Origin of the sequence: Vibrio agarivorans (genome assembly GCF_030409635.1) — a bacterium.
GTDB classification, from domain to species: domain Bacteria; phylum Pseudomonadota; class Gammaproteobacteria; order Enterobacterales; family Vibrionaceae; genus Vibrio; species Vibrio agarivorans.
The window spans coordinates 289,768-303,777 of record NZ_JAUFQF010000002.1 but is presented as its reverse complement, the minus strand read 5'-3'; the positions used below and the strand labels follow the sequence as shown (position 1 = coordinate 303,777).

The following is a 14,010-nucleotide window of genomic DNA, read 5'->3' as shown; positions in this document are numbered from 1 at the left end:
TTCATGTGATCAATGTAACAGAGTGTGACAGAATTAACCTTAAATAGGTCAATAAGCTATTTTCTGGAACAGAGATCCCACATAGAATGGCCAAATTATATTCAATGCATACTCGGGCTAGGGGTATAGCATAAAAAATCAACTGACTTAAATTGTCTCGTTTGATCAAAAAACACACAGCAAATAAAAATAATCTCGATAAGCGGGGAAGGCTTAATGGGGCTTACAACATCAGTGAGAAAACCAACCAGCGAAGTGTCTACACTCAACAGTGTTGATGCCTTAGCGATGGTGGAACATGGCAGTGAAATGACCATCAATATCACCACACCGGTTGGCACTACATTTCGAATTTCAGCCAACTTTATCGGCACTCACTCTGACACCATGGTGATGATCGAACCACCAGTGATGTCTGAAGATGATCTTGCGAACTACTTTCAAGAAGGCTTTTGGGTCAATGTAAGAGCTATTTCACCACGAGGTGAAGGAGCTGTCGTACACTTTAGAGCACAAATAGAACACGTGATTCACGACCCTCTGCCGTATATCGCGATGTCAGTCCCACGTACTATGAAAGTTCAGCAGTTACGTAAAGAACCTCGCTACGATGTAAATCTCGTAGGTCGCGTTCGATCAGAGAATCAGCAAGCGGAGTGTGAAGTGCGTGATCTATCAAAAGGGGGGTGCCGCTTCATTACCACCCCTCTTGCCCGTCCTTATCAGGTCGGCGACAGCGTTGAAATCACCTTTTTGATGCCCCAAGGTAAGCAGAAGCAGTTTGCTCCACTCTATGGTCGTGTCTGTAATTTACAACGCTCAAGTTTTCACGCTCGTTATGGTGTTCAATTTGATGATAAAGGCAGAGAGAACGCCAAGTTCCTACTTGCTAATCTCAAGTTTAATGGCAGCAAGCTAACCCTGCGCTAACTGAGAACGAAAACCCTCCTAGTAAATAATCACTTAGCTATACCCAGGTAGAATCACTTGGGTATATACTTGACCCATCAAAAATTTAACACTTTTACTATGAATTATTTCACCACGTTTTTAAAAGGGATGGCGATGGGTGCAGCGGATGTTGTGCCTGGCGTTTCTGGCGGTACGATTGCCTTCATCACGGGTATCTACGATAAACTATTGAACAGTATTCGTAGCATCAATCCTAGCCTCATCGGCACAATAAAAGAGCAAGGCATCAAAGGGGCTTGGCAGTCGATCAATGGTACCTTCCTTATAGCCTTGTTTGGTGGAGTACTCACCAGCATAGCAACCTTAGCCAAACTCATTTCTTGGCTGATGGTGGCGCACCCCATCCCACTATGGTCTTTCTTTTTCGGTTTGATCTTAGTGTCGGTCTACCATGTCATGCGCCAAGTTAAACAGCGTGACTTAAAAACCGCGGCCGCTTTGCTACTCGGTGTCGGCTTTGCTTTTGTGATCACTGTACTCAAGCCGCTTGATCTCGAACCAACCTCAATAAACTTTCTCATCTGTGGTGCTATCGCTATTTGCGCGATGATCTTACCGGGTATTTCTGGCAGCTTTATTTTATTGCTGCTGGGAATGTACACGCCAGTACTCGCGGCGGTCAAAGGCGCTGACTTTGGTATTCTTGCGCTATTTTTGACAGGCTGTGTCACTGGCCTATTGTGCTTCTCTCATCTGCTATCTTGGCTACTAAACCGTTACCGAGACCTCACTTTGACGTTTCTGACTGGCTTAATGATAGGGACTTTACCTAAAATATGGCCTTGGAAAGAGACCATTAGTTGGCGCACCAACTCCAGTGGTGAACAGGTACCTCTAGAGCAAATCAATCTCAGCCCATTCTCATTCGAGGCACTGCACAATGAGCCCGCTCACTTGCTCTATGCTGTGGTCGCGGCGCTTGTTGCGATTGGCCTTGTGCTTGGACTAGAGAAGGTCGCCGATACACAACAACACTAAACAAGGTTAAGGATGACGCATGAGAGCAGGGATATTGCTCGTTGTAATTGCTCTAACTGTGATGGCAGGATTTTTTCTTATGCCTGCCATTCACGCTTGGCAAGAAGCCCAAACCGCCCTGCCGCCGCCCACCTGCCTTGCCTCCACCACCCCTTGTATAATCAAAGATAAAACGGTTCAACTAAGTGTCGATACAATGACCCCACTCACACCTGCGCGACTCACTGTAGCCTGGCCGAGTGAAACAGAAAGTCTGCAGTTGCGCTTGGTCGGTCATGAGATGGATATGGGGGAAGTTCGTATTCAACTGAAGGCCACAACACCCGGAGTCTACGTCGCCGAAGTCATACTGCCTGTTTGCACGCTCGATGCGATGACGTGGTATGGCGAGCTCACAGATGGCAATGAATCAATTTATACAGGTATAAGGATGCAGCGATGAACAAATGGATCTGGTTACTCCCTTTGGCATTTTTGGTTGGAATTGGCGCTCAATATGGCCTTCAAAAAACGGAACCAGAGGGGTTTACTGCCACTTTAGGTACCACAGACAACCCTAACACTGAACTGTTTGACCCAAGTGACTCACGGATTCGAGTCATCTATTTTGGTTTCACTCGCTGCCCAGATGTCTGCCCAACCTCCCTAGCAATGCTATCTGGCGCACTCAATCAGCTGGATGAATCTGAGCTGCAACAAATTCGTCCTATCTTCATCTCTCTCGACCCAGATCGTGATGATGCTGCGCTTGCACATCAATATGCGCAGTACTTTCACCCAGCGATTGAGGGCATGAGTGGTAGTCTAGAGACCACTAAGAAGCTCGCTCAACACTATGGCGTCATCTTTCAGAAAACAGAGCTTGAAGGGTCTGAGTTGGACTATACCCTCGACCATAATTCCTATTTTTACTTTATCGACGCACAAGGCAATCTGATGACGAAAGTGCCGCATGCACTCTCTCCAGCACCAGTGCTCGCAGCCATCAAAACAATAACGAAATCTTAAGGAAAACCAATGCACGCTCTTGCAAAAACACTGGCTCTATTTGTACTCACATCAAGCTTTGCTCAAGCTCACTACTCTATCGAGGTTCAAGATGCGTATGCGCGTGCAACACCACCTAGCGTCACCACCAGTGCGGTTTTCGCTACGCTGCACAATCACTCAGATAAAGAAGTTGTCGTCATGTCAGCTAGCACTGAGCGCGCAGGAAAAGTCGAGCTGCACACGGTCGAGATGGAAGGCGATGTGATGAAGATGCGTCAAGTGCCTAATTTTACCATCGCAGCTCAACAGCAGTTACACCTCAAACCTGGTGCAGACCACATCATGCTATTTAACCTCGACTCACCTCTAAAAGAGGGAGAAGTGCTCTCAGTTGAATTATCGCTAAAAGAGGGTGATACGCTTCAATTCGATGCTCCGGTGAAAAAGGTCATGCAAGGGATGAAACATCACCATCACTGATTTTTACGCCAAAGATACTTTTTGAGCCAAAGCAACTTATTCAGGCATAAAAACTGTATCATTTATATAAAATAACAAGGGCGAGTAGTAATGACTCGCCCTTGTTATTTCTAATCTGTATTACTGCCGAAAAGATGAATCCATTGGGGTTTGGCTAAAATCCATCGCTGGCACACTTTGCGCTTCAACCGATGTCGTGGCGATTTGTGGATTGAGTTCTTGACCACTGTGCTGCACTTCTGGTTCATACGACAGGGTATCAGCAACTGGCCCTGACGGTGCATTGCTATCTGTGGTCACACCCTCGACAATTGCCTCTTCACTCACTACTGGGATTTTCTTAGGAATCGGAACTTTACGCTTATATAGCTTATTAAATGCTCTAATCAGGCTGTGCTTAGCCACCTTTCCTTCTGATATTTTGCGGATGAGTGGTTTAGTTAAAGACTGTAAACCCACCACAGAGTCTACCCCGATATTATTGGCGACTTTATCACGCAGAGGCCGCGCATCTTGCCAGCCGTAATGCGCTGCCATAAACAGCCACGTATAGGCAATTGCGTTGCCACTCGGCTTCTTATCTATCCAGACTTCACCCGCCAAGCACATCGCTTCAGGGCTGCCTTTTTCAGCCGCTCGCTCTAACCAGTAACAGCCTTGGAGAAAGTCGACCTCTGTGCCTATGCCCTTTAGGTAGTTTTTCCCTAAGCTCAGCATGCCGCGTTTATCGCCCAGTTTCGCTGCTGCTTTGTTCCAAAACAGCGCTTTCTCCGGCTCTGGTGAAGGGTTATCTTTCGATTGATACCACTGACCCAAAAACAGGATTGAGTCCATATAGTCAAGCTCTGCGGCAGAAATTACATGTTCTAAACCTCGGTCGGGATCTTTCGTAATACCTTGCCCGTAAATCAGCGCCACACCGGTTTCATACTTCGCGGTGAGATCGCCATTAAGTGCTTTGGCGCACTTCTTCCAAAACTTAGCCTTTTCTTTGAGAACGAGATCTTCAGTATGCAACTGGCTAATTTTAATCAACCCTTGCATGCCCATGATATTATCGAGCTCTGCAGCTTTCTCATACCAATACAAAGCTTCACGCGTGTTACGGCGCTCAGACTCTTTCGCTAAGTAGAGAATGGTTGGAATATGCCCACACTCTGCTTTCATCACACGTTCTTGATGCTCTTGTTCTTTGGCACGAGCAAGTGTACGGCGATACTGACGATCCCGCTCAATCCTCTCTTGCTCCATTCTCTTTTTGCGTAGGGACAGAGATAACATCCAAAGGAACATCGAAATCAACGATACTCCCGCTAGCCCGACTGCAATGCCAATAAAACTCATCAAACTTCTCAGTAAATACTCAATACTCGCTCTTTCGCCGATGATATGAACACCAACAAAAACGACAATAACCACTCTAATATAACGACCAAAATCGCTCGATCTTTAGTTTGGTCTCTATACAAGGCGGTCAAATAGCGAGTTATTGTAACTGATCACCCCGTTGGCGTCTTTTCTCTGTCGTCGTTATCTTTTAAAATTCGCGCATAACGTCTGACTAATGAAAGCAACCCATGAATAAAAACATCCTCACCAACGGCATCGCTATTGCCCTTATCGCCGTAGGCCATTTTGCACAGGTCCAAATGCTGTTCATTGCCGGTATTTTTGCCTTCTCGGGTGCGGTGACGAACTCACTTGCGATTCATATGCTGTTTGAAAAAGTGCCAGGGCTCTATGGCTCGGGGGTTATTCCAGCGCGATTTGAAGAATTTAAAGCAGCGATCCGCACTATGATGATGGAGCAGTTTTTCACCGAAGAAAACATCGACCGCTTCCTCAATGAAGAGATGAACAGCTCAACTGCCATTGATCTCGCGCCCGTGATTGAAAAAATCGACTTCAACCCAACTTTCGACAAATTAGTCGATGTAATTGCGCAATCCTCTTTTGGCGGCATGATCGCGATGTTTGGTGGCACTGAGGCTCTTGAGCCCTTAAAGCAGCCTTTCGTTGAAAAAATGCGTGAGTCAGTCGCTGAAATCGGCCAAAGCGATACCGTCAAAAGTGCGTTAAAAGAGCAGTTTGAATCAAAAGATATGATGGAAGACATCAAATCGAATATAGAGCAAATCATCACTCAGCGCTTAAATGAGCTAACGCCGCAATTGGTCAAAGAACTTGTCCAGCAAATGATCAAGCAACACTTAGGCTGGCTCGTCGTTTGGGGTGGGGTGTTTGGTGGCCTGATTGGTGTGATTTCAGCCACCTTTATCTAGCTTAGAGCATCTATCCAACTTAAAGCATCGAGAACAACTCAGGATTAACACCAAACCCTTTTTTGTGCTCTTCAATCACAACTTCACTGCGTGTTTGAATAACGCCAGGGAGCGTGCCAAGCTTGCGAGACATAAACGCTTGGTACGCTTTCATATCCTTTACTCGAACCTTTATCATGGTATCGAAATCACCAGATAACGAGTAACACTCTTCCACTTCAGGCATATCTTCCACCGCTTTGGCGAACTTATCAAAAATAGAAAAACTGCTTTGATCTAAGCGAATGTGGATGAATACCTGCACATCAACCCCGAGCTTTTCTGGGTTAAGTTCTGCATGGTAGCCTGTAATATATCCCTCTTTCTCAAGTCGCTTGACGCGTTCTGAGCAAGGAGAAGTCGTGAGGTTCACTTGCTTGGCCAACTCTACAACGGGCAATCGCCCCTTTAAGTGTAAAAGCCGCAGAATTTCTTTATCAGTTCGGTCGAGTTCCATCTCTCATACTCACAATTATGACGCCTTTGCCCGCATCATATACTCAAGTTGTCAAAATGCACAAAGCACAAAAAACGGCGCTGTGATAAGCGCCGTTTTTTTAAAAGTCATTTGAGCGGTTTTAAGCCGGTGATAGCCCTGAGCCAACCACAACTGCAGGTTTAAATTCGGTTGCACATACTCGGCAAGAGACCACTTTTTCCATTTTCATGTAATGATCACCCGTAAACACTGCTTTAACCACACGAAGACAATGTGACATTGCCGGCAACTCTTCCTCTGACCTTCGCATAACTACTTTGTGGGCAGTTTCTTTTCGGCAGCAGGAACAATAAGCAGTTGGCATGGTTTTCATCCTCAAAACAATGGCTGGGTTGTACAGGGTAGACGCCATTCTGCTTAAAAAAGTTCCGCTCAATAACTAAACACCTTCATTTTCGTGATGTAGCTTCAAAAAATAATCCTAAAGTTCGATTTTTATCTACTAAAAGGAAGACATTAATCGAGATCTTTAAGAGATTTTTCAAATTTGTCGTGTTGCGAAGCAACGTCGTCACTCGGCTCAGACGTGATTAAACTCACAAAAACCACGGCTATTGTCGCTAGCACAATTCCAGGGACAATTTCATACAGATCAAACCAGCCGCCGCTCAGTTGCTTCCAAACCACCACAGTCACACCACCAACGATAATACCCGCCAGCGCGCCTTGACGATTCATACGACTCCAATACAGACTCAGAATAATCACAGGACCAAACGCGGCACCAAAACCAGCCCAAGCATAAGAGACTAACCCCAATACTGAACTGTTTGGGTTCATCGCTAAAACTAACGCAAAGATAGAAATCGCAACAACCGCAAAGCGGCCCACTTTAACGATCTGCTCTGAACTTGCCGAGGTGTTTAACCACTGCTTATAAAAATCTTCAGCAAGGGCGGATGAAGACACCAATAGTTGTGAATCAGCCGTACTCATGATCGCCGCCAGAATCGCCGCGAGAAGAATACCCGCGATCACTGGGTGGAAAATCGCGTTCACTAACAACATAAAGATTTTTTCACTGTCATCTAAGGTGACAGATGGAGTGTTCGTGACATAAATAAGGCCGACAAAACCCACCAGCATTGCGCCTGCCATCGATAACCCCGTCCAAGTTACTGCGATTCGACGCGCTGTCACGAGGTCGCGGTTGGTTCGTGACGCCTTAAAACGTGCCAAGATATGAGGTTGTCCGAAGTAACCCAAACCCCAAGCCGCTAAAGAGATGATTGCAATAGCCGAAAGTGGCTTACCATCCATACCATTCCACATGGTTAACAACTCTGGGTTAATAGCCGTAAGCTCACCACTGAGCTTAGCAAAACCACCATCAAGGGCCGCGATCGGAACAATTAATAGCGCTGCGGCCATCAGCAAGCCTTGAACTAAGTCTGTCCAAGACACCGCGAGGAACCCACCAAACAGGGTGTAAGACACCACACACACCGTACCAATGATCACAGCGGTGGTGTAATCGAGACCAAATACCGTCTCAAACAACTTACCGCCAGCGACTAATCCTGAACTGGTATAGAACAAGAAAAACAGCAAAATGAAAAAGGCCGAGATAGTTTGAATCAACTTACTGTTATCTTGGAAACGGCGTGATAAATACTCTGGAATCGTCAGAGACTCAGTAGTAATGCTGTACGTTCTCAAGCGTTTCGCACAGATGAGCCAGTTTGCCCACGTGCCCAGCAATAGCCCGCCAGCCAACCATATTGCCTCAAAGCCTGCCGCATAAGCGTATCCAGGTAAGCCCATCAATAACCAACCACTCATGTCAGAAGCACCGGCAGACAAAGCAGCAGGCCATGGCCCTAGTGAGCGCCCTCCGAGAAAGTAGTCCGTCGAGTTTTTGGTTCTCATATAGGCTACGACGCCTATTCCAAGCATTACCAGTAAATAGGCAATAAACGTTGTTGTAATAGCAAAGCTATTGAACATCATGTTTTCCTTTTTTATTGTTGTGCTCTGCTTATCAAACACCATGTTTGATAAGCAGAGCGTTCAATCACCGCTTCGGTGATACAAATTTAATGGGTCGGATTACCTAACTCCAAAAGAGTGGCGTTGCCTCCCACCGCTGTAATATTGATGGTTCTTGTGCGCTCAGTACTAAAACGCAGCGCCAACATCGGATCTTGTGCTGTCGGCAACATCGTTAAATCTGTTTCGACAACCACAGGGACAATCACACCCTCACGCTGCGCGATATGACGATTAAACGCCTTTACTCCGCCTTCACTGCCAACATAGCCTGCTGTGCGAATATCCAACTCAACAAATTCTTGATAACTTTCAAGTGAGAAACACTGCACAAGGTGAGCGCTGGCTTGCGTGGCAGCCCATGATTGCTCTATCAGCTGAGAAAACTCATGATCAACACTGCACAGCACAACACTATTGCCTGCACTGAGTGCAGCGATCAGCTGAGCTAACAGTGCCATACGAGCCTGTAAGCACTCCTCTTGCAGAACCAATAAAGTGACCCCTCGAGCCGAGAGATACAGCTCATTGGTTTCACCTGTTGGCCCACAAAGCGGTGTTGTTTTGTCGATAAGCTCTCGACTAGCAGCAATCTGCATTGCCATTATGGCTGCTAAGGCCGGCTGCTTTTGTGCCAGCTGCGATTGAAAGGTAAGCAGGTACTCACTTCTTTGTTGGCTATCGACAAAACGCCAATATTCCAACGCGAGACTCGCTTCTTTAAATTGAGTAATGTGCTGAATCATGCCTCTACCTCCAACAAAGAAAACTGAGAGAATCGATATAGATAATGCGGGCCACCCGCTTTCGGCCCTGTACCTGATAAACCTTGCCCGCCAAACGGTTGAACACCAACAACCGCGCCCACTTGATCACGATTGATATAGCAGTTCCCTACTTGAGCATGCTTCTCTATCCAGCGATAAGTGGTCTCGTTGCGACTATGAATACCCATCGTGAGGCCATAACCACTTTGGTTAATTTGCTCAACCACGTTCGCCAATTGATCGGCTTGATAACGTACGATGTGTAGGATGGGGCCAAACTGCTCTTCAGAGAGTGAAGATAGGCTGTCGATTTCAAAGGCGATTGGGGCGATATAGTCCCCACTGTCACATACGTCACTGAATTTAGCTTGCGCAACTAAGCGATGTTCACGTTGCATACGTTCAATATGCTGTTCGAGCTTGTTCTTTGCGGTTTGATCAATCACCGGTCCAACATCTGCTTGATGTAGATAAGGCTTACCAACATAAAGCTCATCCATTGCACCTTGAATAAGGTGAAGGATGCGATCAGCAATATCTTGCTGAACAAACAACACACGCAGTGCCGAACAGCGCTGCCCTGCCGAAGCGAAAGCCGAACGAACCACATCTCTCACCACCTGCTCTGGCAGCGCAGTGCTATCAACGATCATCGCATTCTGCCCTCCCGTTTCAGCAATAAACGGAACAGGCAATGTCTCTCGCTGCGCTAACGAAGCATTAATACGCTGCGCCGTTGGCGTCGATCCAGTAAATGCAACGCCCGCGACATCAGGGTGTTGTGTCAGAGCCGCACCCAACTCTGCACCAGAGCCAGGAACAAGCTGGATCGCGTAACTTGGAAAACCACTTTCAAGCATCAACTGCACCGCTTTACATGCCATTAAACTGGTTTGCTCTGCGGGTTTAGCGATAACCGTATTGCCCGCCATTAACGCCGCTGAGATTTGCCCAACAAAGATCGCTAGTGGAAAGTTCCAAGGGCTAATGCACACAAAGACGCCACGCCCTTGACGCTGCCAAGTTTGCTCTCGACCATTGATGCCTTGTCTCGTCTCACTCTCAAAAATTGGCGCAAACTTCGCGTAATAACGACAAAAGTCGACTGCTTCACGGACTTCATCAATACTATCGTGAATCGTTTTACCGGCCTCGTGATGACACAGTGCGACAAGCTCAGCTAAGTTATCCTGCATAACATCAGCAAACTTCTCTAAATAAGCGCCTCTTTGCTCAGGGGTCGTCTTCGCCCAATCCTCAAAGCCTTGTTTTGCTGTACTGATCGCGTCGGAAACATGATCAAGGGATGTAAACTTCATTACCCCGACCTGTTTTGAGCGATCATACGGGGCTGTGATCATTAGAGCTTGTGGATCTGCCTTGATCATGCTTTCGGAAGTAACAATGCCATTAATGATCGGCGCGCCATACCACTGGGTATCGATAAACTGCTCGACTTGACGCTCAAAGGGTAAGCACTCACTCTCAATATCGACATTGACACCTAGTGAGTTGATTCGGTCATTAAACACTTCTGGAGGGAGTGGGATCTGCGGATTGGCCAAGCTCTCATGAGCCAGCAAAGTATCAATTGGATGATGGGTCAAACTCTCAACGGGACAACGACTATCCACTAATCGATGAACAAAAGAGCTGTTGGCACCATTTTCAAGCAAACGGCGCACGAGATAAGGCAGAAGGTCTTTATGGCTTCCGACGGGCGCATAGATACGCACTGATTGCTGATAGCGAGCCATGACGTGTTGATACAACGCCTCTCCCATTCCATGTAACCGTTGGAATTCGTAATCCGAATGTGTTGCCATCGAGGCTATCGCGGTTACAGTCTGCGCATTGTGACTGGCAAACTGAGGGAAAATATTACCCCGCACGGCATCATTCAGTAGGAAGCGTGCACAGGCTAGATAAGAGACATCAGTGGCTTCTTTACGCGTAAATACCGGATAAGCAAGGTAGCCCGACTGCTGAGACCATTTGATCTCACTGTCCCAATATGCGCCTTTAACCAAGCGCAGCGGAATCGTGTCTCCTTGAAGTTGAGCAAGGCGGTTTAACCAGACCAACACGGCCAGCGCTCGCTTCGAATAAGCTTGAACTACCAAGCCAAATCGACCCCAGCCACGCACAGTATCGCTTTGATAAAGCTTGGCAAACAGCTCAAGAGACAATTCAAGTCTATCTGCTTCTTCAGCATCAATAGTAATCGGAATATCCAACTCAACCGCTCGTTTTAGCAGCTCATTGACCGTGGCATAAAGCTCCGTCATCACACGCTCACGTTGAGACACTTCATAACGCGGATGCAGAGCCGATAACTTAATAGAGACGGAAGGTAGTGGGCAGCCTGCCACTTTTTCTTGCCTGCCAACCGCTTCAATCGCCATTAAGTAATCTTTAAAGTATTTACTGGCATCAGCGCTAGTGAGGGCAGCCTCACCTAGCATATCGTATGAGTGCGTAAAGCCTTGTTTTTGCAGGTTTACGCTGTTCTTCTGCGCCTCACCAATAGTGCGACCAAGCACAAACTGATGCCCCATGATCTTCATCGCTTGATGCATCGCACGTCGAATGACAGGCTCTGACATTTTATTCATTAAACGATTCATCGCGTTCGCTGGGGTTTGCTTGTCACTTTCCTGCAAACCAATCACTTTGCCGGTCAGCATTAACCCCCACGTGGAAGCATTAACAAATACCGAATCGGAACTCTTTAAGTGAGATTTCCAGTCTGCCACCGTGAGTTTATCTTTAATTAAGGCATCGGCGGTTGCAGCATCAGGAATACGCATCAATGCTTCAGCGAGACACATCAACAAGATACCTTCTTGCGTGTCTAAGCTGTATTCAAGCAACAGTGCATCGATCATTTGGATCGACTGTTTATCCGCGCGAATGGCTTCAATCAGTGAGTGGGTTTGAGATTGGATTTGCTGTTTTTCCAAATCCGAAGGCGTAGCTAATGGAATTAGTTGTTGTAGCCATTGCGTTTCATCCACCATATACAATGGAGAAATATGCGACCACAGCACCTCGAGCGGCTGCTCGATAAACGCTGGGGTAAATACATTTGATGCAGCAAACATAACTTCCCTCTATCTGTGACTGCCTCGAGTGCGTCTCGAGAATTAAACAATGGCTAGCAGTCTATTTTGAGGGGGAATGAAAAACTTGTCAAAAACTCTGGTTTTTTATTTAAAAACTCCTATACATAACGAAACCGAAACAATATCACAAATAATGTGCCACAGCCGTCACATTAACCTTTAAAGCGCTTACGAAATGATGATGGTGTTTGACCCACCAAACGACTAAAGGCATGGGCAAAAGTGCTTTGGCTAGAAAAGCCCGTGAGTTCAGCGACTTGACCTAAAGTAAACTGACCAACCTCAATCAGCTGCTTCGCCTTATCGACTCGTCGACTCAATACATATTGATGCGGTGTGATGTTGAACTGCTCTTTAAACAGGTGATGAAACTGACTCTCACTCAAAAAGACGCTACCCGCTAACTGAGTGACTGAGATCTTACGGCTAATATGTTGATCGATATAACGATTGAGCAAGTCGATATCAAATCGGGGAGACTTCTCTACTAACTGAAATTGCTGACTGTGGCGATGCAAAAGAGCAATCACGGTATCGTTACAAGCGCGACGAAGCAGAACATCATCAGGGTGTGCGCGCATCTCTTTGGTCATCAAGTGGATGAGCTGTTGCACCGAAGTGTCCAGTTGAAAATAGAGCTCTGTCTTGGCGACTTGATTAAGCTTGTGTAATAACAGTGGGTCACTGTCTTGTGCCGCTGGAAGGTTTAGTACCAGAATATCTGACGGATTATGTACACTCCCGAACGCATGCCCTTCTCCCGAATTGACAATACACCCTTGCCCTGGCCCCACAATATTGCCCACCCCCGATACCTCGAACTCGGAACTGCCATCCAAACCAATCACGATCTGGGTGTAACTATGATCATGGCAATCCATAAATGAGGGCAAAGTAACAACTTCTGCAGGCGTAGGCAGTTGTATCGATGGGGTATGAGAAGGGATTGAAGACTTTGACACGTTTCACCTAGCAATATAATCAGCAAACGCGGCCAGTGTATATCAGGGGTTCGAGCTTGAATAGTGGATTGTATAAGCGCTTGTTCTACATGTAAATGGACGTACATGATTGGACATAACAAGGTAAGAAATGTGATCAAACTCTCTCGGAACGATGATCAAGAGCGAATAAATTACGGTTAATGCTTCACCAATTTTAGGGAGAGAAATCCGTTGGATAAATGAAAGGCTACTATCGAGAGTAGCCTTGAAGCATGACAAAAAATAGGAGAGCGTTAAATTACGGTGCTAGGCGCTCTATATCCCATTGATTTTGCGAGGAAGAGTAGAGAAATCTGTCATGTAAACGATGTTCGCCTCCCTGCCAAAACTCGATCGATTCAGGCCTGATGCGGTAGCCGCCCCAAAATGATGGCACAGGCACATCGCCCCTCTCAAACTTCTGCTTCAACTCTAAATATTTGGCCTCTAAAACACCACGCGCTGAAATGCGGCTACTTTGCTTACTGGCAATGGCAGCAATTTGGCTCTCTTTCGGGCGAGAGAGGAAGTACTTCATGTTCTCAACCGATGACATCTTTTCTGCAACACCGGTAACATGCACTTGACGCTCTAGCGGATGCCAAGGAAAGTGCAAACTAACGCGGTGGTTATGTTCTATTTGCTGCGCTTTACGACTGCCTAAATTGGTATAAAAAACAAAGCCTTGCTGGTCTAGATTTTTGAGCAGAACAATACGCTGAAACGGCTGACCACGCTCGTCAACCGTTGCCACCGTCATCGCAGTTGGATCGGTCATACCAGCATCAATCGCTTGCTGTAACCAGAGGTTAAATTGGTCAATAGGGTCGTCTTTCAGATCGTTTCGTCTTAGACCATCGCGACTGTACTCGCGACGAATATCAGCTATATCCATGAGCTTACTCT

General features: G+C 46.6%; 14 protein-coding genes. 6 read left to right on the top strand and 8 right to left on the bottom strand.

Annotated elements, in window-relative coordinates; all coding sequences use genetic code 11:
* Nucleotides 1-216: 216 nt before the first annotated feature.
* From QWZ05_RS06895 to QWZ05_RS06875, 5 genes are all read left to right on the top strand, one after another.
* Nucleotides 217-930: a flagellar brake protein gene (locus QWZ05_RS06895; protein ID WP_264876188.1), complete on the top strand. Its 714-nt coding sequence runs from the start codon at nt 217-219 to the stop codon at nt 928-930.
* Between the two features lie 99 nt (nt 931-1,029).
* Nucleotides 1,030-1,950 (top strand): polyprenyl-phosphate transporter, encoded by a 921-nt coding sequence (locus QWZ05_RS06890; protein ID WP_264876187.1) that lies wholly within the window; start codon nt 1,030-1,032, stop codon nt 1,948-1,950.
* Between the two features lie 196 nt (nt 1,951-2,146).
* Complete coding sequence (locus QWZ05_RS06885) at nt 2,147-2,392, top strand: hypothetical protein (protein ID WP_264876186.1); 246 nt, start codon at nt 2,147-2,149, stop codon at nt 2,390-2,392.
* Entirely contained in the window at nt 2,389-2,958 is a 570-nt protein-coding gene (locus QWZ05_RS06880) for an SCO family protein (RefSeq protein ID WP_264876185.1), read from the top strand. The genes QWZ05_RS06885 and QWZ05_RS06880 overlap by 4 nt, the downstream gene beginning before the upstream one ends.
* A 9-nt stretch (nt 2,959-2,967) precedes the next feature.
* Nucleotides 2,968-3,420 carry a copper chaperone PCu(A)C gene (locus tag QWZ05_RS06875; RefSeq protein ID WP_264876184.1) on the top strand — a complete coding sequence of 151 codons (453 nt, stop codon included), beginning with the start codon at nt 2,968-2,970 and terminating at the stop codon, nt 3,418-3,420.
* Nucleotides 3,421-3,540: 120 nt separating this feature from the next.
* Here QWZ05_RS06875 and QWZ05_RS06870 read toward each other — a convergent pair whose 3' ends face one another.
* Nucleotides 3,541-4,764, bottom strand: coding sequence for a tetratricopeptide repeat protein (locus QWZ05_RS06870; protein ID WP_264876183.1), 1,224 nt, complete (start codon nt 4,762-4,764; stop codon nt 3,541-3,543).
* A gap of 233 nt (nt 4,765-4,997) precedes the next feature.
* On the opposite strand from QWZ05_RS06870, the gene QWZ05_RS06865 reads away from it, so the two are divergent.
* Nucleotides 4,998-5,702, top strand: coding sequence for a DUF445 domain-containing protein (locus QWZ05_RS06865; RefSeq protein ID WP_264876182.1), 705 nt, complete (start codon nt 4,998-5,000; stop codon nt 5,700-5,702).
* A 19-nt stretch (nt 5,703-5,721) separates the two neighbouring features.
* Here the strand turns inward: QWZ05_RS06865 and QWZ05_RS06860 are convergent, their stop codons facing one another.
* The 7 genes from QWZ05_RS06860 to pdxH form a co-directional block, all read right to left on the bottom strand.
* Nucleotides 5,722-6,198: an Lrp/AsnC family transcriptional regulator gene (locus QWZ05_RS06860; RefSeq protein ID WP_264876181.1), complete on the bottom strand. Its 477-nt coding sequence runs from the start codon at nt 6,196-6,198 to the stop codon at nt 5,722-5,724.
* A gap of 121 nt (nt 6,199-6,319) precedes the next feature.
* The gene (locus QWZ05_RS06855; RefSeq protein ID WP_264876180.1) at nt 6,320-6,460 is read right to left on the bottom strand and encodes a hypothetical protein; all 141 of its coding nucleotides are present in this window, start codon (nt 6,458-6,460) and stop codon (nt 6,320-6,322) included.
* Between the two features lie 236 nt (nt 6,461-6,696).
* Complete coding sequence (gene putP, locus QWZ05_RS06850; protein WP_264876179.1) at nt 6,697-8,187, bottom strand: sodium/proline symporter PutP; 1,491 nt, start codon at nt 8,185-8,187, stop codon at nt 6,697-6,699.
* A gap of 89 nt (nt 8,188-8,276) precedes the next feature.
* Complete coding sequence (locus QWZ05_RS06845; protein WP_290297501.1) at nt 8,277-8,975, bottom strand: 1-pyrroline-5-carboxylate dehydrogenase; 699 nt, start codon at nt 8,973-8,975, stop codon at nt 8,277-8,279.
* The gene (gene putA / locus QWZ05_RS06840) at nt 8,972-12,100 is read right to left on the bottom strand and encodes a bifunctional proline dehydrogenase/L-glutamate gamma-semialdehyde dehydrogenase PutA (protein WP_290297499.1); all 3,129 of its coding nucleotides are present in this window, start codon (nt 12,098-12,100) and stop codon (nt 8,972-8,974) included. Before putA ends, QWZ05_RS06845 begins: the two co-directional genes overlap by 4 nt.
* Before the next feature lie 173 nt (nt 12,101-12,273).
* Nucleotides 12,274-13,083: an AraC family transcriptional regulator gene (locus QWZ05_RS06835; RefSeq protein WP_290297497.1), complete on the bottom strand. Its 810-nt coding sequence runs from the start codon at nt 13,081-13,083 to the stop codon at nt 12,274-12,276.
* Nucleotides 13,084-13,363: 280 nt separating this feature from the next.
* A complete protein-coding gene (pdxH, locus tag QWZ05_RS06830) occupies nt 13,364-13,999 on the bottom strand; it encodes a pyridoxamine 5'-phosphate oxidase (RefSeq protein WP_264876174.1) in 636 nt (211 codons plus the stop codon).
* Between the last annotated feature and the right edge of the window lie 11 nt (nt 14,000-14,010).

Coding starts and splice junctions, on each gene's coding strand:
- putA (WP_290297499.1), bottom strand. CDS start 12,100: ATGTTTGCTGCATCAAATGTATTTACCCCAGCGTTTATCGAGCAGCCG.
- pdxH (WP_264876174.1), bottom strand. CDS start 13,999: ATGGATATAGCTGATATTCGTCGCGAGTACAGTCGCGATGGTCTAAGA.
- QWZ05_RS06860 (WP_264876181.1), bottom strand. CDS start 6,198: ATGGAACTCGACCGAACTGATAAAGAAATTCTGCGGCTTTTACACTTA.
- putP (WP_264876179.1), bottom strand. CDS start 8,187: ATGTTCAATAGCTTTGCTATTACAACAACGTTTATTGCCTATTTACTG.
- QWZ05_RS06870 (WP_264876183.1), bottom strand. CDS start 4,764: ATGAGTTTTATTGGCATTGCAGTCGGGCTAGCGGGAGTATCGTTGATT.
- QWZ05_RS06885 (WP_264876186.1), top strand. CDS start 2,147: ATGACCCCACTCACACCTGCGCGACTCACTGTAGCCTGGCCGAGTGAA.
- QWZ05_RS06880 (WP_264876185.1), top strand. CDS start 2,389: ATGAACAAATGGATCTGGTTACTCCCTTTGGCATTTTTGGTTGGAATT.
- QWZ05_RS06875 (WP_264876184.1), top strand. CDS start 2,968: ATGCACGCTCTTGCAAAAACACTGGCTCTATTTGTACTCACATCAAGC.
- QWZ05_RS06845 (WP_290297501.1), bottom strand. CDS start 8,975: ATGATTCAGCACATTACTCAATTTAAAGAAGCGAGTCTCGCGTTGGAA.
- QWZ05_RS06890 (WP_264876187.1), top strand. CDS start 1,030: ATGAATTATTTCACCACGTTTTTAAAAGGGATGGCGATGGGTGCAGCG.
- QWZ05_RS06865 (WP_264876182.1), top strand. CDS start 4,998: ATGAATAAAAACATCCTCACCAACGGCATCGCTATTGCCCTTATCGCC.
- QWZ05_RS06855 (WP_264876180.1), bottom strand. CDS start 6,460: ATGTCACATTGTCTTCGTGTGGTTAAAGCAGTGTTTACGGGTGATCAT.
- QWZ05_RS06895 (WP_264876188.1), top strand. CDS start 217: ATGGGGCTTACAACATCAGTGAGAAAACCAACCAGCGAAGTGTCTACA.